Origin of the sequence: Dyella sp. (assembly GCF_051962475.1) — a bacterium.
Lineage (GTDB): Bacteria > Pseudomonadota > Gammaproteobacteria > Xanthomonadales > Rhodanobacteraceae > Dyella_A.
On sequence record NZ_JBQCCF010000047.1, the window covers coordinates 14177 to 29688 of the forward strand.

Consider the following 15512-nt stretch of genomic DNA (forward strand, 5'->3'; position numbering starts at 1 on the left):
CCGATGACCAAGAAGTTTTCCGACTACTGGCGCGTACACGCCCTTCCGTCGCTGCTGATCGCAGCACTCGTGGCGGCATCTGCTGTTGCTGCTCCCGCGGCCCACCCGGCGACGGTGAAGCCGATCCACACCTACCAGGACGCCACATCCGCCCAGCAGGCCCTGGTCGACGACCTGGAGCAGCGCACCTTCCGCTGGTTCTGGGACAGCGCCGACCCGACCACCGGGATGGTGCCGGACCACTACCCGGGCGAGTCGTTCTCGAGCATCGCCGCGGTGGGCTTCGGCCTCACCGCGTATGGCATCGGCGTGGAGCGCGGCTACATCACGCGCGAGCAGGCGGTGGCGCGCACGCTGGCCACGCTGAAGTTCTTCCACGACGCGCCGCAGAACGCCAGCGAGGACGGCGCGGCCGGCTACCACGGCTTCTTCTATCACTTCCTCGACATGCAGACCGGCAAGCGCGAAGGGCGCTGGACCGAGCTGTCGAGCGTGGACACCACGCTGCTGCTCGGCGGCGTGCTGTTTGCGCAGTCGTACTACGACCGTGCCACGCCGCAGGAGGAACAGATCCGCGCGCTGGCCGACGCGATTTATCGCGCGGTGGAGTGGCCGTGGATGCAGGCGCGCCCGCCGCTGATCTCGATGGGCTGGACGCCCGGCGGCAAGTTCATCCCGGCTGACTGGAAGGGCTACAACGAAGGCAAGCTGGTCTACATCCTGGCGCTGGGATCGCCCACCCACCCGGTCGATCCGGCGGCCTGGAAGGCGTGGTCGTCCACCAACGACACCACCTGGGGCAGCTTCTACGGGCAGACCTTCCTCAACTTCGCGCCGATGTTCGGCCACCAGTACACCGAATCCTGGGTGGATTTCCGCGGCATCCGCGACGACTGGAATCGCAAGCACAACCTCGACTACTTCGAGAACGGCCGCCGCGCCACCTACAGCCAACGCAACTACGCCATCGCCAACCCGGGCGGCTGGACTGGCTACGGCAAGAACGTGTGGGGCCTGACCGCCAGCAATGGCCCCGGCGGCTTCGTGGTGAAAAGCGCGCAGGGCGAGAAGAAATTTCAGGGCTATACCGCGCGCGGCGCCGGGCTGGACTACATCTCCGACGACGGCACCATCGCGCCGACCGCAGCCGGCGGCTCGATCGCCTTCGCGCCGGAGATCGTGGTCCCGGCGCTGGCCGAGATGAAGCAGCGCTACGGCAAGTCCATCTACGACCGCTACGGCTTCGTCGACGCGTTCAACCCCAGCTTCCATACCCAGACCACCCTGCGCACAGGCAAACTGGTGCCTGACCTGGGCTGGGTCGACACCGAGCAGTTGGGTATCGACCAGGGCCCGATCCTGCTGATGATCGAGAACTGGCGCAGCGGCTTCGTATGGAACGTGATGAAAAAGAATCCGTACATCCGTCGTGGCCTGCAGCGCGCAGGCTTCACCGGCGGCTGGCTGGCGGCGCCCGTGCCGTGAGCGCATCGGCGCGCCCTGCGCGAGTCCGGCTGCGTCGGCTCGCGCGGGGTGTGCTGCTGGCAAGCCTGTTTACTTGCCTGAGCCTGACCGGCTGCGATCGTCGCGCAGCCTCCACCCAGACGCTCACCTTCTGGACGTTCGGCCCGGAGGGCGAGGCGGTGCAGGCGCTGCTCCCGGGGTTTACGCGCAGCCATCCGGGCATCACCGTGAGCGTGCAGCAACTGCCGCTGAGTGCGGCGCATCAGAAGCTGCTCACCGCCTACGCCGGAGGTTCGATGCCGGACATGATGCAACTGGGCAACACCTGGCTGCCGGAGATGGTGGCGCTGGATGCCGTGGCGCCGCTGGATGCGCGCGTACGGCATTCCACGAGCGTGGTGCCGGCCGACTATTTCGACAGCATCTGGGCCACCAACGTGATCGACGGCCGGCTCTACGGCGTGCCGTGGTATGTGGACACGCGGCTGCTGTTCTATCGCGTCGACCTGCTCAAGGCCGCCGGCTTCGACCACCCGCCGCACGATTGGGCCGAGTGGCGGCGTATGCTCGCGGCGCTCAGCGATCCGGCCGCGCACCGCTACGGGATCCTGCTGCCCACCAACGAGTACGAGCAGCTGATGTCGCTGGCGTTGGAGCAGCCCGACCCGCTGCTGCGCGACGGCAACCGCTACGGCAACTTCGAGAGCGCCGGCTTCAAACGAGCGCTCACCTTCTACGTCGACACGTTCCGCCAGCAGCAGGCGCCGGCGATCAGCAACGTGGTGGCGGGCAATCCGTGGGAAGAGTTCGGCCGCGGCGTGTATGCGTTCTACCTGTCCGGACCGTGGAACATCGGCGAGTTCCGCGCGCGACTTCCGGCCGAGCAGCAGGGCCGCTGGTCGACCGCGCGGCTGCCCGGGCCGGACGGTCCGGGCACAGGCGCGGCCGGCGGCGCCAGCCTGGTGGTGTTCCGCCATTCGGCGCACAAGGATGCCGCCTGGGCGCTGATCGAATATCTCTCCGAGCCGCAGGTGCAGCGCCGCTTCTACGCCCTGGTGGGCGACATGCCGCCGCGACGCAGCGCCTGGGACGGTGGCGAGCTGAGCCGCGATCCGCAGGCACGCGCCTTTCGCGAGCAGCTCGAACACGTCCGGCCGACGCCACCGGTACCGGAGTGGGAGCGCATCGCCAACGAAATGCAGCTGGTGGCCGCACGGGTGATTGCCGGCGAACTGACGGTCGACCAGGCCTGCGCAGAATTGGACCGCCGCGTCGACGCGATCCTGGAGAAGCGCCGCTGGGTGTTGACGCGGCGCGAGGGTGCACGATGAATCCGCCGCGCACCGCCTGGCTGTTCCTGGCGCCCGCGCTGATGGTGATTGGCGTGTTCTTCGCGCTGCCGGTGCTCGGCGCGCTGATGCTCAGCTTCACCGACTACGACCTGTACGCACTGGCCGACCCACACAACGTGCGCTTCGTCGGCCTGCACAACTATCTCTCCTTGCTGCAGCGTCCGCTGTTCTGGGCGGCGCTGAGCCACACGGTGTACTTCGTGGCCGTGGCGGTGCCACTGTCGATGGCGGTATCGCTGGGCGGCGCGCTGCTGCTCAACTCGCCGCTGGCGCGAGCGCAGGCGTTCTTTCGCACCGCGCTGTTCGCGCCGGTGGTGACCACGGTGGTGGCCGTGGCGATCATCTGGCGCTACCTGTTCAACACCAAGTACGGCGTGGTCAATGCGCTGCTCGACACGCTGGGCCTGCATCCGGTGGACTGGCTGGGCGACCCGCGCTGGGCGATGCCCACGATCATCCTGTTCGCCGTCTGGAAGAACTTCGGCTACAACATGATCATCTTCCTGGCCGGGCTGCAGGCGATTCCCTCGACGCTGTACGAGGCGGCGCGCATCGACGGCGCCTCGCCGTGGCGGCAGTTCCGCCACATCACTTGGCCGATGCTGCGCCCGACGCTGCTGATGGTGGCGATCCTCACCGTGTCGGGCTACTTCCAGCTGTTCGCCGAGCCCTACGTGATGACCGAGGGCGGACCACTGCAGAGCACGGTGAGCGTGCTCTACCTGATGTACGACGAAGGCTTCACCTGGTGGAACCTGGGCTCGGCCTCGGCGGTAGCGTTCGCGCTGTTCGTGGTGATGTTCGCGGTGACCGTGCTGATGCTACGGCTGTCGAAGCAGGACACGCGCGACGAGGAGCCGGCATGAGCACCCGCAGCAGCCGCTGGCTGGTCAACGCCCTGCTGCTCGGCGGCACGACGGTGGCGCTGTTTCCGCTGGTGTGGATGGTGTCGGTGTCGTTCATGCGCCCGGGTGAGTCGGGCACGCTGCCGCCACCGCTGTGGCCCGCCCACGCCACGCTGGAGAACTACCGCACGCTGTTCCTGCGCGCGGGCATGGGCCGCTACCTCGCCAACAGCCTGGCGGTGGCCAGCGCCATCATGCTGCTCTCGCTGGCGTGCAACCTGATGGCCGGCTATGCGTTCGCCAAGCTGCGCTTTCGCGGCCGCGCGGCGCTGTTCAAGGGGCTGCTGGGCGCGCTGGTGATTCCCGCACAGGTGGCGATGCTGCCGCTGTTCCTGCTGCTGAAGTACCTGGGTCTGGTGAACAGCTACGCCGGCGTGGTGCTGCCGGCGCTGGCCAGCGTGTTCGGCATTTTCCTGGTGCGCCAGTACGCGCGCGGCATCCCGCGCGAGCTGCTGGAAGCCGCGCGCATCGACGGCGCCAGCGAGGCGCGCATCTTCGTGCAGATCGTGCTGCCGCTGCTCAAGCCGATCGTGGTGACGCTGGCCAACGTCACCTTCCTCACCGCCGGGAACGACTTCATGTGGCCGCTGATCGTGCTGACCGGGCAGGAGCACTACACGCTGCCGATCGGCCTGGCCTCGCTGGCGCGCGAACATGCACGCGACACCGAGCTGATGATGGCCGGTGCCGTGATCACCGTGCTGCCGGTGCTGGCGCTGTTCCTGGCGCTGCAGCGCTACTACCTGCAAGGGCTGCTGCTGGGCAGCGTGAAACGATGAACAAGACGAACTCACCTCACCGCCTGCCGCTGCGCTTTCGCCTCGCCTGGACCCTGCTGTGGCTGGTCGTGCTGGGCGCGCTGGCGCTGTTCGGCCGCGATTCCGCCGCGCCGTCACCGGCGCTCACGCTGCCGCAGCTGCGCGAGGCGTGGATCCACAACGAGGGCGGTGGCGACGCGACAGCCATCGACGAGCGCATTCGTCACGAAGCCGAAAACGGCGCCCGTGGCGCGGCGTTTCGCCAGCCCTGATGGCGGCCGGCAACGCTCCCTCACGCGCCACGATGGTCGTGGTGATGGGCGTCTCGGGCAGCGGCAAGAGCACCTTCGGTGCGGCGCTGGCCGAGGCACTCGGCGCCCGCTTCCTCGACGCCGACGACCTGCATCCTCTCGCCAATCGCCAGAAGATGGCCGCCGGCATCGCGCTGGACGACGACGACCGTCGTCCCTGGCTCGATGCCGTAGCCGCCTGGATGGCCGAAAGGATCCGCACCGGGCAGCCCGGCGTGGTGGCGTGCTCGGCGCTACGCCGTCATTATCGCGACCGCCTGCGTGCGGCGGGCCCCAGCGTGCGCTTCGTCTACTTGGCCCTGCCACGCGCGGAACTGGACGCACGCATGCGTGCGCGCGTGCACTTCATGCCGGTGACGCTGCTGGACAGTCAGCTGGCCGCGCTCGAGCCGCCGGGCGCGGACGAAGCCGCATGTACCGTCGACGGCGGTGCGCCACTGGAGCACAACCTGCAACGCGTGCTCCGCTGGCTGACGACATCCCTGTAGGAGCCGGCTCGCGGGCGATGCTCTTGGATTTGATGCGGATCAGGAGCAAACGCATCGCCCGCGAGCGGGCTCCTACCGGGTCGAATGCGGACCGCGTCAGAACTTGCCGGCGCGAAAATCCGCGATGGCCTCATGGATCTGCTCGGTGGTGTTCATCACGAACGGGCCGTAGCGTGCCACCGGCTCCTTCAGCGGTTGGCCCGCGACCAGCAGCACGCGCGCCGGCGCATCGCCACCGGCGATCGTCACCGACTCGCCCTTGCTCAGCACGGCCAGCTCGCTGCGCGCCAGCGACTCGCCAGCGACCTGCGCGGCCTCGCCTTCGAACACGTAGGCGAACGCGCTGTGGCCTTCCGGCAGCGGCACGGTGATCGTGGCGCCCGGCTGCACGGTGAGGTCGAGGTAGATCGGCGCGGTGGCGACGCCGCTGACCGGGCCGCTGGCGCCGCCGAGGTCACCGGCAATGACGCGCACCTCCACGCCGTCCACCGGCTGCACCACCGGGATCTTCTCCGGCGCGATGTCCTGGTAGCGCGGTGCGGTCATCTTGTCCTTTGCGGGCAGATTCACCCACAGCTGGAAGCCCCACATCAGGCCGTTCTCCTGCTGCGGCATTTCCGAATGCAGGATGCCGCGCCCGGCGGTCATCCACTGCACGCTGCCGGGGCCCAGATCGCCTCGGTTGCCGTGGTTGTCGCCGTGCTGCATGTGCCCGGCGAGCATGTAGGTGACCGTCTCGAAGCCACGGTGCGGGTGTTCGGGGAAGCCGGCGATGTAGTCGCCGGCCTGGTCGGAGCGGAACTCGTCCAGCAGCAGGAACGGGTCGAGCATGTCCAGCGCGCTCTGCCCGATGATGCGCTTGAGCTTCACGCCCGCGCCGTCGGCGGTGTCCATGCCGCGGATGCGGCGGAAAATGCGGCGCTCGGTCATGACGGACTCCATGCGGAAGGGGATCGCGACAAGATGCGCGCGGGCGAGCGATTCGCCAAGGGTGGGCGGGCGAACGGATCGTTTCGCCAGCCACTCAAGCCAGCCAGCGGAACGCCCGGCGCAGTTCGGCCTCGCCCTCGTCGAGGTAGCAGCGGCCGTGCGCGAGGATCACCCGGCGCGGCCGCCACGCCAGCATGCGGGCCAGGCAGGCGCGCGCGACGCGTTTGCGGCCGAGGTAGGTCAGGCGCATGTCCAGCGGTGCCTTGCCGTCCGGATCGAGCGACCCGGCCAGGCGCACCAACAGGCGCATCATCGGCGGCAAGCGGCCCGGTTCGAAGTTCTCGATCAGATCGGCCAGCACCAACGTGCCGCTGTCGCGATGGAGGAACACGATCTCCTCCAGTACGCGGCTGCCGCGGAAATGCAGCTGGTCCAGCGTGTCGGCCCACTCTGACGGCGGTGAGTGGGTGAGATCGGCGTCGAAGTTCACCGCGATGCGCTGACTTCGTGCACGCTCGCGCACGCCGGGCGAGGCCCAGGCGCACGCTTGCGGATAGCGGCGCTGCCAGGCAGCGATGTGCGCGTAATGCAGCTTGTTCGGCGACACCAGATGGCGCACCGGGCCGAGCGCATCGAGCGCGCGGAACAGCGCGTCGTCCGGGGCGATCGGCGAATGGCACCACAGCCCGCCATCGGTGAGCTGCACCACGGTCATGCGGGTGGGGAACGCGAGATGGCCGCCGGGAACCGCCATGCCGATCATCGGGCCGTCCACCAGCCACAGACCGGCGGCTACCGGCTTGAGGACGTTCAGCGGTTCGTAGAGCCCGGGTGAGGTCACTGCGCCGCCGCGGGCCTCAGTGCACCCAGTGCCCGCTGCGATGACGCGGCGGCGCGGCCGCTTCTTCGCTGTCGGCCGCATCGGCCTTTACGGCCGCGTCCAGCTCGGCTTCGGTGGCCGGATGCTCCTGCCAGTACTGGCTCACCGCGCCGAGCACGGCCGGCACCTGGGCCAGACACTCGTCGTATTCCTCGTCGCTGAGTTTCTCGAACTCGGTCTCGGCGTTGAGGATGCCCTCGTCCACCGCCAGCGCCATCACGGGGCCGAGCAGCTCCATCAGTTCCGGGTCTTCGGCCAGGCGCTTTTCCCACAGCCCCGCGCGCAGGTCGATGCCGCGGCTGAAGCCTTCGCACCAGCCGGCGGCGCTGAGCGCCGGGCCCAGGTCGGTGTCGATCTCGCCGAGGATCGGCTCGTAGGCGTCCACGTCCAGCTCGGCCTCGATCGAGTCGTTGAGCTTGGCCAGCAGGGCGAGCACGCGGTTGCCTTCGGCCTCGTCGGAAAACGGGTGGTGCAGCACTTCGGGCAGCCACTCCTCGGGCGTCACCAGCATCGGGCCCACCGCCAGCGCCGAAAGCAGGCCGTGCACGCCGTCGAGCAGCAGGCTGTCGTCCTCGGCGTGGGCGCGCAGGTAGCGGTCCAGTTCGTCCAGTTCGCTGTCATCGAGCGAGCTGGGCCAATCGTTGGAAGAAGTGTTCATGGGTGTCAGATATCCAAGTCCAGCGTCACCGGCGTGTGGTCGGAGGGGCGCTCCCACTTGCGCGGCTCGCGGTCGATGGCGGCGGCTCGCGCGAGTGGTTTGAGCGCTTCGCCGATGAGGATCAGGTCGATGCGCAGGCCCATGTTGCGCCGGAAGGCGGCCTGTCGGTAGTCCCACCAACTGAAATGTCCGGCGTCGGTTTCGAACAACCGGAAGCTGTCGTGCAGGCCGAGCTCGGTGATCGCCTTCAGCGCCGCGCGCTCGGGGGGCGAGCAGAGAATGTCCTCGCCCCAGGCGACCGGATCGTAGACGTCGCGATCGTCCGGGCAGATATTGAAATCGCCCAGCACCACGAGGTTCGGGTGACGCTGCAGCTCGGCGGCGAGGAATTCGCGCACGCGCGCCATCCAGTCCAGCTTGTAGGTGTACTTCTCGTCGCCCACCGCCTTGCCGTTGACCACGTACAGGTCGACCACGCGCAGCTCGCCGATGGTGGCGGCGAGGATGCGCCGCTGCGGATCGTCCAGCCCGGGGATGTCGGTGACCACGTCGGCGAATGCGGGCTGGCTGTCCGCGCGGGCGAGCAGGGCGACGCCGTTGTAGGTCTTCTGCCCCGCGTACACCGCGCGGTAGCCGGCGGCCGCGAGCGCATCGACCGGGAACTTGGCGTCCTCCAGCTTGGTTTCCTGCAGCGCCACCACGTCAGGCTGCGCATCGGCGAGCCACTGGGTGAGATGCGGCAGGCGCACGTTGAGCGAGTTGACGTTCCAGCTGGCGATCTTCATTCGCGGATTGTAAGGGATGACCTGCTATGCAGCTTGTCCACCGCGCTTCCGGTGACGATCGCCGGCTCCAACCTCTTCAGACGACAAGCCGGCGCGTGCGATTACAGGATGAGTCGGCCAGCCGGCCAATGCAGTGCGCCGGACGGCCTCTTGATCCGCTGCTGCACGGGCGCATCACGCGTGCGCCCATGCAGCAACGAACTCAATCGCTCAGTCCGTGGCTGCGCAGCAGCGCCTCGGGTTCGGGTTTGCGGCCGCGGAAGGCGACAAAGCTCTCCAGCGCTGGGCGGCTGGCGCCCACGGCGAGCACCTCCTGGCGGAAGCGTGCGCCGGTGGCCGGGTCGATCACGCTGCCGCTGCGCGTGGCCGACTCCTCGAACGCGCCGAAGGCGTCGGCGCTGAGCAGCTCGGCCCACAGGTAGCTGTAGTACCCGGCCGCGTAGCCGCCGGCGAAAATGTGGCTGAACGCGTGTGGGAAGCGCTGCCAGGCCGGCGGGTGCAGCACGGCCACTTCCTTGCGCACCTGCTCGAGCATGGCCATCGGGCGGGCGCCCTGCCCGGGGTCGTAGTCGCGGTGCAGCAGGAAGTCGAACAGGGCGAACTCGAGCTGGCGCACCAGGAACAGGCCGGCGTGGAAATGCCGCGCGGCGAGCATGCGCTGGAACAGTTCTTCCGGCAGCCGCTCGCCGGTTTGCCAGTGGCGGGCGAACAGATCGAGCGCCTCGCGGTTCCAGCCGAAGTTCTCCATGAACTGGCTGGGCAGTTCCACCGCGTCCCACTCCACGCCGTCGATGCCGCCGATCGAGGGTAGGTTCACCTCGGTCAGCAGGTGGTGCAGGCCGTGGCCGAACTCGTGGAACATCGTGAGCACGTCGTCGTGGGTGAGCAACGCCGGCTTGCCTTCGGTGGGCGGCGCGAAGTTGCAGGTGAGGAAGGCCACCGGCAGCTGTCGCGTATCGCCATCGTCGAAGCGCGCACGGCACACGTCCATCCACGCGCCACCGCGCTTGCCGCTGCGCGCATAGAGGTCGACGTAGGCACCGGCGAACACGCGGCCGGTGGCGTCGGCCACGTCGTAGTAGCGCACGTCCGGATGCCATACATCGATGTCGTCGCGCACGGTAAGCGTGATGCCGTAGAGCTTGCGCGTGATCGCCCACAGGCCGTCGATCACTGCCGGTAGCGGGAAGTACGGCTTGAGCTGCTCCTCGTCCAGCGCGTACTGCTGCTGGCGCAGCTTTTCCGCCGCGTAGGTGATGTCCCATGGTTCGAGGTTGTCGAGCTTGAGCTGCTCGCTGGCGAAGGTGCGCAGCGCTTCCAGCTCCTGCCTGGCGACCGGCTTGGCGCGCGCGGCGAGGTCGCGCAGGAAGGCAAGCACCTCGTCCGGCGAGCTGGCCATCTTGGTGGCCAGCGATTCCTCGGCGGCGTTGGCGAAGCCGAGCAGCTGCGCCGCTTCGTGACGCAGCGCCATGATCTGCTCGATGCGCGCGGAGTTGTCGTATTTGCCTGCGTGCGGGCCCTGATCCGAAGCGCGAGTCTGGTAGGCCCAGTACACGCGCTCGCGCAAGTCGCGCTTGTCGGCGTAGGTGAGCACCGCCTGCACGCTGGGCTGCTTGAGCGTGACCAGGAAACCTTCCAGCTCCTGCTCCTTGGCGTACTGGCGCAACACCGCGCGGCCGGACTCAGGCACGCCGGCGAGGTCGCGCTCGTCGGTGATGTGCTCGTGCCAGGCGTCGGTGGCGTCGAGCACGGCGTTGGAAAATTCGGTGGACAACTTGGACAGCGCCACACCGATCTCGCGGAAGCGGCTGCGTGCGGGCTCCTCCAGCGCCACGCCGGACAGGCGAAAATCACGCAGCGCATGCTCAACCAGCGAGCGCTCCGCGCGCGGCAGCGCGGCATAATCCGGCGCGTCGGCCAGCGCCTGCACGGCGGCGTAGAGATCACGGTTCTGACCCAGCTCCAGCGCGTGGTCGGTGAGCTTTTCCTCGGCCGGACCGTAGGCCTCGCGCAGCGCCGGCGTGTCAGCCACCGAGTGCAAGTGGCCCACCGGCGCCCACGCCCGTGCCACGCGCTGCTCCAGTCGCTCCTGGCCCAGCATCACTGTGTCGAAGTCGCGCGGCGCGTCCGACGCCGTCATCGCGGCGATGGCGGCGCGGTAGTCGCTCAGCAGCTGGTCGATCGCCGGCCCGACGTGCTCGGGGCGGATCGCCGAGAAGGCCGGCAGCGGCGCGTCGGACAGCAGGGGGTTGCCGGTGGGAGCGGGTTCGGAAGCCATGGGATCTCCTAGCGTGGTGAACCAGCGTGGCGACCGCCGAGGGTGAAATCAAGCGGCAGTGCGGCCTGCCGCGCGGTTCTGTCACATGGCCCCTCTAGCATCGGCGCGATGGCCTGCGCCGCCACCGACCACCTGCTACTTGCCCATCCTCTGTTCGCCCGGCTGGACCCGGCGACTCGTCGCGCGCTGGCCGCTGACATGGTGCCGGTCGGCCTGCCCGGCGGCCGCCCGCTGTTCAAGGCCGACGAGCCGGCCGACGCGCTGTACCTGCTGGTCAGCGGCAGCCTGGGCGTGTTCGACGGGCCGACCACGCTGGTGCAACAGATCGGCGCCGGCATGAGCGTGGGCGAAACCAGCCTGCTCGGCGGCTGCACCCGGCATCGCACTGTGCGCGCCCTGCGCGACAGCGAGCTGCTGCGGCTGGACCGCAGCGCGTTCGAGGCGCTGCTGTGCCGCCATCCGGATCTGCTGTTGCAGGTGGCTCGCGACACCGTGGCGCGGTTGCAACCGCGCGTACGCGAAGAAGACCGCCCCGGCACGCCGCGCACGTTCGCCCTGCTGCCGGCCGAGCCGTCGGTACCGGCGCGCACCCTGGCGATGCAGCTGGCCCGGGCACTGGAAGCGTTCGGCAGCAGCCTGGTGATCGACGCGCAAAGCGGGTGCGGGCGCAGCGCCGACTGGTTCGCCGAACGCGAGGCGCAGGTGCGCTTCGTGATCTACCTCGATGAAGGGCGCGACGACGCCTGGCGCCAGCGCTGCCTGCGCCAGGCCGACGTGCTGCTGGCCGCGGCGCGCGCCAACGACGCGGTGCGGCCGTGGCCGGAGCTGGCGCATCCGGCGCAGGCGCGGCACCGGCCGCGCCATCTGCTGCTGGTGCATCCGGGCCACCAGGTAGCGCTGGGCTGCACCGCGCGCTGGCGCGCCAGCTTCAGCGGCCAGGTGATGCACCACCACGTCTGCCGCGCGGCCGACATGGCGCGGGTGGCGCGGCTGGTCAGCGGCCACGGTCGCGGCCTGGTGCTGGCCGGCGGCGGCGCGCGCGGGCTGGCGCATCTGGGCGCGCTGCGTGCACTGGCCGAGGCCGGGCAGCGCTTCGATGCGATCGGCGGCAGCAGCATCGGCGCCATCGTCGGCGCGGGCGTGGCCGCGGGCTGGAACGTCGACGAGTGGCAGGCGCGCTGCGTGAATGCGTTTCTGCGAGGGCGGCTGCTGTCGGACTGGACCTTGCCGATCGTGGCGCTGACCCGCGGCGCACGCGCCACCCGCACGCTGCGCGACACCTTCGGCGCGCTGGCGATCGAGGACCTGCCGCTGCCGTTCTTCTGCGTCGCCACCAGCCTCTCCGGCGGCGGCCAGTGCGTGCAGCGGCATGGCCCGCTGTGGCGGGCGCTGCGTGCGTCCAGCGCGATCCCCGGCGTGCTGCCGCCGGTACTGCAAGGCGGCGAGGTGCTGGTGGACGGCGCGCTGGCGAACAACCTGCCCACCGACGTGATGGCCGTCGACGGCCTGGCGCACATCACCGCGCTGGACATCCGCGCCGAGATCACCCTGCGCGCCGCGGTCGATGAGGCGATGACGCCGCCGCTGTGGCGCCTGGCCTTCCAGCGCGGGCGTCGGCCGGGGTTGGTGTCGAGCCTGGTGCGCGCCGGCATGGTGAGCGGCGAGGCCGCCGCGCTGGAACGCCGCGCGCTGGCACATCGTCTGATCACCCCGTCGCTCGATCACATCGGCGTGCTCGATTGGAAAGACTGGCGACGCGCGGTAGAAACGGGCTACCGGGCGACGGTAGAGGTGCTTGAGAGCGAGAAGTGAGTGGCGGTCGCTCTCTCTGGCCGCTCGACCCGGCGTGTCCGGCGTCCTGTCGCGCTGCTGCTTTCGCACTCCACGCTGCAGCCCTCCCGCCTAGAATGCGCGCATGAGCATCCGCACCTACCAAGGCCACACGCCCGCGCTTGGCCAGCGCGTCTACATCGATCCGGCCGCTACGGTGATCGGTCGCGTCGAGCTGGCCGATGACGTCTCGATCTGGCCCGGCGCGGTGCTGCGCGGTGACGTGCACTTCATCCGCGTCGGCGCGCGCAGCAACGTGCAGGACGGCACCGTGGTGCACGTCACCCACGACGGTCCGTATTCGCCCGGCGGCTTTCCCACGGTGATCGGCGAGGGCGTCACGGTGGGCCACGGCGCGGTGATCCACGCCTGCACCATCGAGGACTACTGCCTGATCGGCATGCACGCCACCGTGCTCGACGGCGCCGTAGTGAAGAAGTACGGCTTCGTCGGCGCGGGCAGCCTGGTGCCGCCGGGCAAGGTGGTGGGCGAGCGGGAGCTGTGGCTGGGCAATCCCGCCAAGTGCGTGCGCCTGCTCAGCGACAAGCAGGTCGAGCAGATGCACTACTCGGCCGAGCACTACGTGCGGATCAAGGACGGCTACCTGGCCGAGGCGGGATGACGCCTCGGCGCGTGCTGTTCCTGTGCAGCCGGCATCGGCTGCGAAGTCCCACCGCGGCGGCGGTGTTCGCCGATTGGCCCGGACTGGAGGTCGACTCGGCCGGCCTTGCCGACGACGCCGAGACGCCACTCGATCCCGCCCAGCTGGACTGGGCCGATCTGGTGGTGGTGATGGAGGCCCGCCATGCGCGCCGATTGCGGCAGCGCTTCGGTGCGCGGCTCAATGGCAAGCGCGTGGTGAGCGTCGACATTCCCGACCGCTACGCGTTCATGCAACCCGAGCTGGTGGCGCTGCTGGAGCGGCGCGTCGGTCCGCTGCTGCGCTGACGGGCTGCTGCTCAGCGGGCCGCCGCGGCTTCCTCGGCGGCTTCGGCCTTCGCCCGGATCGCCGCGGCGCGCGCCTCGTCCTCGCGCACGACGATCATGCGCTGCGCGTCGAGCTTGCCGGCCAGCAGGGACAGCGTGAAGTTGCTGCTGTCCGCCTCGCGCAGCAGGCGCAGCTCGCGCTCGGCTTCGTCGAGCTGGCGCGCGTTGATCGCCTGCTCCACCGCGGCCATCGCGTCGGGCATCTGCTCGCCCAGGTGCTGGCGCGCCGCCGCATTGGCCGGGTCGAGCTCCAACACGCTGAGATAAAACTCGTAGGCGTTGGCGCCGGCCGGTGCCACCAACCGATGCTCGGCCAGCGCCTGGTCGGCGAGGTTGAGCAGGATGCTTACGCCGTCCTGGTCGCCACCCGCAGACGCCCCCGGCGCGGCGACGTCGTGCCGGCCGCAGCCGGCGAGACCGACGAGCAGGCACAGCGTGGCGATCGACCAGCGGAGCGGACGGCGCAAGGCCGGATCGGACAGACGCATGGGGCGACTCGGTGAACTCGGGGAGGGGCCGCGCATGGTGACCGGCGCGCGTGTCAGGCCTGTGACGCCGGGCGCGGTTCGGTTACAGGCGAAAGTCCAGCCGCTGGCGCAGGCTCGCCGCCACCGGCTTGCCGTTGCGCGTGGCCGGCGCAAACACCCAACGCTGCACGGCGGTGGTGGCCGCCAGGTCGAACACGCTGCCCGGTTTGGACTGCAGCACCTTGACCGCATCCACGTGCCCGTCCGGCTGCACGGTGAACTCCACTTCCACCCAACCCTCGCGTCGACTGCGCCGGGCCGCCTGCGGGTAGTACGGCTCGACCCGACGCTGCAGCACCGGTGCGGTGCTCGACACCCTCGACACGGGTGCGGATGTCGCCGCGGGCACCGTGGTCGGGGCCGGCGGGGTCACCATGGCCGTCTGCGTCACGGGCGGAACCTCGGCCTGCGTTTCAGGCGGCGGCGCGGTGGCGGCCGCCATTTCGTGGTTTGCCGGCGGACGTGTCGACGCCGGTGCGGGTGCGGTCACCGTGGCCGCGGCGGCGAGCGCGCGCTGGCGCTGCTCGGTCAGCTGGGCGCGCAGCAGGGTGAGCGTGTAGTTCGCCGGATCGGCCCGCGCGAGCAGATCGAGCTGGCGCTGCGCCTCATCGAGCTGACCGTCGCGGATGGTGGCGCCGACCTGCTCGGCGGCGAAGGGGAACAGCTCGCGCAGTGCGTCGGTGGCGATCGGGTTCGCGGGCTGTTGCGCCAGCGCCGCGAGGTAGCGCTCGAACGCGCTCTGTCCGGCCGGCGCCACCAGTTGCTGCGCGGCGACCGCGGCGCGCGCCTCGTTCAGCAGTTGCTCGATGGAGCGCGGCGCGGTGGGCGGCGCCGCGACGCGGACAATCGATCCCGCGGCCGCCGGTTCGGAGGCGAGATCGTCGGCATGCGTGCGCTGCCACCAGACCCAGGTGAGCGCGCTGCTGCAGGCAAGCAGGAGCAAGGTGATGGCGAGCGCAACGCGGGCATCGCCGCGCTGACGCGCGCGCGCAAATAGACAAGGCGGGGAGGGCATGGAGAGGGCATCGAAAGCACCGGCGACCTGCCGGCGGCGCGCCAGCCTAATCAGCCGATGTTGCGCTCGCGTGGCGATGCGCTCGGTTGGGCGGTGTGAGTCTCCAGCGCAGCGAGCCAGGCCAGCGCGTGCGCGCGATCGTTGCCGCACATCGCCGGCTCCGGGCGCAGCCGCGCGCACACCGCCGGCCGCTCCGGCTGACCGAACAGGCGACAGCGGTTGGCCTCATCCAATTGCACGCAACGCACGCCGGCCGGCTTGCCGTGCGGCATGCCGGGAATCGGCGAGCTGATCGAGGGCGCAATGCAGCAGGCGCCGCAGCCAGCGCGGCAATCCATGGCGGC

Annotated in this window: 17 protein-coding genes; 9 read left to right on the forward strand and 8 right to left on the reverse strand. The window is 69.8% G+C overall.

The genetic code is table 11. The features are described from left to right. Positions 1-3 precede the first annotated feature (3 nt). Genes ACTHJF_RS10340 through ACTHJF_RS10365 form a run of 6 tightly spaced genes read left to right on the forward strand, consistent with a single transcriptional unit; the run spans position 4 to position 5278 of the window. Positions 4-1485 carry a glucoamylase family protein gene (locus ACTHJF_RS10340; RefSeq protein ID WP_440267035.1) on the forward strand — a complete coding sequence of 494 codons (1482 nt, stop codon included), beginning with the start codon at positions 4-6 and terminating at the stop codon, positions 1483-1485. Between the two features lie 50 nt (positions 1486-1535). Then, a complete protein-coding gene (locus ACTHJF_RS10345) occupies positions 1536-2795 on the forward strand; it encodes a sugar ABC transporter substrate-binding protein (protein WP_440267036.1) in 1260 nt (419 codons plus the stop codon). Next, entirely contained in the window at positions 2792-3682 is an 891-nt protein-coding gene (locus ACTHJF_RS10350) for a carbohydrate ABC transporter permease (protein WP_440267037.1), read from the forward strand. The genes ACTHJF_RS10345 and ACTHJF_RS10350 overlap by 4 nt, the downstream gene beginning before the upstream one ends. Continuing rightward, positions 3679-4500, forward strand: a complete 822-nt coding sequence (locus ACTHJF_RS10355) for a carbohydrate ABC transporter permease (RefSeq protein ID WP_440267038.1) — start codon at positions 3679-3681, stop codon at positions 4498-4500. Before ACTHJF_RS10350 ends, ACTHJF_RS10355 begins: the two co-directional genes overlap by 4 nt. Next, entirely contained in the window at positions 4497-4751 is a 255-nt protein-coding gene (locus ACTHJF_RS10360; RefSeq protein WP_440267039.1) for a hypothetical protein, read from the forward strand. Before ACTHJF_RS10355 ends, ACTHJF_RS10360 begins: the two co-directional genes overlap by 4 nt. Then, positions 4751-5278: a gluconokinase gene (locus tag ACTHJF_RS10365; RefSeq protein WP_440267040.1), complete on the forward strand. Its 528-nt coding sequence runs from the start codon at positions 4751-4753 to the stop codon at positions 5276-5278. The genes ACTHJF_RS10360 and ACTHJF_RS10365 overlap by 1 nt, the downstream gene beginning before the upstream one ends. Positions 5279-5374: 96 nt before the next feature. On the opposite strand, the gene ACTHJF_RS10370 is transcribed toward ACTHJF_RS10365, so the two are convergent. The 5 genes from ACTHJF_RS10370 to ACTHJF_RS10390 form a co-directional block, all read right to left on the reverse strand. Then, positions 5375-6208: a pirin family protein gene (locus ACTHJF_RS10370; protein WP_440267041.1), complete on the reverse strand. Its 834-nt coding sequence runs from the start codon at positions 6206-6208 to the stop codon at positions 5375-5377. A 94-nt stretch (positions 6209-6302) separates the two neighbouring features. Next, positions 6303-7049 carry a DUF4336 domain-containing protein gene (locus ACTHJF_RS10375; RefSeq protein ID WP_440267042.1) on the reverse strand — a complete coding sequence of 249 codons (747 nt, stop codon included), beginning with the start codon at positions 7047-7049 and terminating at the stop codon, positions 6303-6305. Between the two features lie 16 nt (positions 7050-7065). Then, positions 7066-7746: a YecA/YgfB family protein gene (locus tag ACTHJF_RS10380; RefSeq protein WP_440267043.1), complete on the reverse strand. Its 681-nt coding sequence runs from the start codon at positions 7744-7746 to the stop codon at positions 7066-7068. A 5-nt stretch (positions 7747-7751) separates the two neighbouring features. Next, positions 7752-8531 (reverse strand): exodeoxyribonuclease III, encoded by a 780-nt coding sequence (gene xth / locus ACTHJF_RS10385; RefSeq protein WP_440267044.1) that lies wholly within the window; start codon positions 8529-8531, stop codon positions 7752-7754. A gap of 202 nt (positions 8532-8733) precedes the next feature. Continuing rightward, entirely contained in the window at positions 8734-10809 is a 2076-nt protein-coding gene (locus tag ACTHJF_RS10390; RefSeq protein WP_440267045.1) for a M3 family metallopeptidase, read from the reverse strand. Positions 10810-10917: 108 nt separating this feature from the next. Between ACTHJF_RS10390 and ACTHJF_RS10395 the strand changes: the two genes are divergently transcribed. The 3 genes from ACTHJF_RS10395 to ACTHJF_RS10405 all read left to right on the forward strand — a co-directional run bounded on the left by ACTHJF_RS10395 (position 10918) and on the right by ACTHJF_RS10405 (position 13587). Continuing rightward, positions 10918-12621: a patatin-like phospholipase family protein gene (locus ACTHJF_RS10395; RefSeq protein WP_440267046.1), complete on the forward strand. Its 1704-nt coding sequence runs from the start codon at positions 10918-10920 to the stop codon at positions 12619-12621. A gap of 103 nt (positions 12622-12724) precedes the next feature. Next, positions 12725-13261, forward strand: coding sequence for a gamma carbonic anhydrase family protein (locus tag ACTHJF_RS10400; protein WP_440267047.1), 537 nt, complete (start codon positions 12725-12727; stop codon positions 13259-13261). After that, positions 13258-13587, forward strand: coding sequence for a low molecular weight protein tyrosine phosphatase family protein (locus ACTHJF_RS10405; protein WP_440267048.1), 330 nt, complete (start codon positions 13258-13260; stop codon positions 13585-13587). Before ACTHJF_RS10400 ends, ACTHJF_RS10405 begins: the two co-directional genes overlap by 4 nt. Before the next feature lie 11 nt (positions 13588-13598). On the opposite strand, the gene ACTHJF_RS10410 is transcribed toward ACTHJF_RS10405, so the two are convergent. The 3 genes from ACTHJF_RS10410 to ACTHJF_RS10420 all read right to left on the reverse strand — a co-directional run bounded on the left by ACTHJF_RS10410 (position 13599) and on the right by ACTHJF_RS10420 (position 15506). Then, positions 13599-14114, reverse strand: coding sequence for a hypothetical protein (locus ACTHJF_RS10410; protein ID WP_440267049.1), 516 nt, complete (start codon positions 14112-14114; stop codon positions 13599-13601). A gap of 82 nt (positions 14115-14196) precedes the next feature. Continuing rightward, positions 14197-15168, reverse strand: coding sequence for a TonB family protein (locus ACTHJF_RS10415; protein WP_440267050.1), 972 nt, complete (start codon positions 15166-15168; stop codon positions 14197-14199). A 50-nt stretch (positions 15169-15218) separates the two neighbouring features. After that, positions 15219-15506 carry a YkgJ family cysteine cluster protein gene (locus ACTHJF_RS10420; RefSeq protein ID WP_431635039.1) on the reverse strand — a complete coding sequence of 96 codons (288 nt, stop codon included), beginning with the start codon at positions 15504-15506 and terminating at the stop codon, positions 15219-15221. Positions 15507-15512: the final 6 nt, after the last annotated feature.

Excerpts from the sequence above, each read along its gene's own strand:
- ACTHJF_RS10340 (WP_440267035.1), top strand. The coding sequence starts at position 4 with ATGACCAAGAAGTTTTCCGACTACTGGCGCGTACACGCCCTTCCGTCG.
- ACTHJF_RS10350 (WP_440267037.1), top strand. The coding sequence starts at position 2,792 with ATGAATCCGCCGCGCACCGCCTGGCTGTTCCTGGCGCCCGCGCTGATG.
- ACTHJF_RS10355 (WP_440267038.1), top strand. The coding sequence starts at position 3,679 with ATGAGCACCCGCAGCAGCCGCTGGCTGGTCAACGCCCTGCTGCTCGGC.
- ACTHJF_RS10360 (WP_440267039.1), top strand. The coding sequence starts at position 4,497 with ATGAACAAGACGAACTCACCTCACCGCCTGCCGCTGCGCTTTCGCCTC.
- ACTHJF_RS10365 (WP_440267040.1), top strand. The coding sequence starts at position 4,751 with ATGGCGGCCGGCAACGCTCCCTCACGCGCCACGATGGTCGTGGTGATG.
- ACTHJF_RS10370 (WP_440267041.1), bottom strand. The coding sequence starts at position 6,208 with ATGACCGAGCGCCGCATTTTCCGCCGCATCCGCGGCATGGACACCGCC.
- ACTHJF_RS10380 (WP_440267043.1), bottom strand. The coding sequence starts at position 7,746 with ATGAACACTTCTTCCAACGATTGGCCCAGCTCGCTCGATGACAGCGAA.
- xth (WP_440267044.1), bottom strand. The coding sequence starts at position 8,531 with ATGAAGATCGCCAGCTGGAACGTCAACTCGCTCAACGTGCGCCTGCCG.
- ACTHJF_RS10390 (WP_440267045.1), bottom strand. The coding sequence starts at position 10,809 with ATGGCTTCCGAACCCGCTCCCACCGGCAACCCCCTGCTGTCCGACGCG.
- ACTHJF_RS10395 (WP_440267046.1), top strand. The coding sequence starts at position 10,918 with ATGGCCTGCGCCGCCACCGACCACCTGCTACTTGCCCATCCTCTGTTC.
- ACTHJF_RS10400 (WP_440267047.1), top strand. The coding sequence starts at position 12,725 with ATGAGCATCCGCACCTACCAAGGCCACACGCCCGCGCTTGGCCAGCGC.
- ACTHJF_RS10405 (WP_440267048.1), top strand. The coding sequence starts at position 13,258 with ATGACGCCTCGGCGCGTGCTGTTCCTGTGCAGCCGGCATCGGCTGCGA.
- ACTHJF_RS10410 (WP_440267049.1), bottom strand. The coding sequence starts at position 14,114 with ATGCGTCTGTCCGATCCGGCCTTGCGCCGTCCGCTCCGCTGGTCGATC.
- ACTHJF_RS10415 (WP_440267050.1), bottom strand. The coding sequence starts at position 15,168 with ATGCCCTCCCCGCCTTGTCTATTTGCGCGCGCGCGTCAGCGCGGCGAT.
- ACTHJF_RS10420 (WP_431635039.1), bottom strand. The coding sequence starts at position 15,506 with ATGGATTGCCGCGCTGGCTGCGGCGCCTGCTGCATTGCGCCCTCGATC.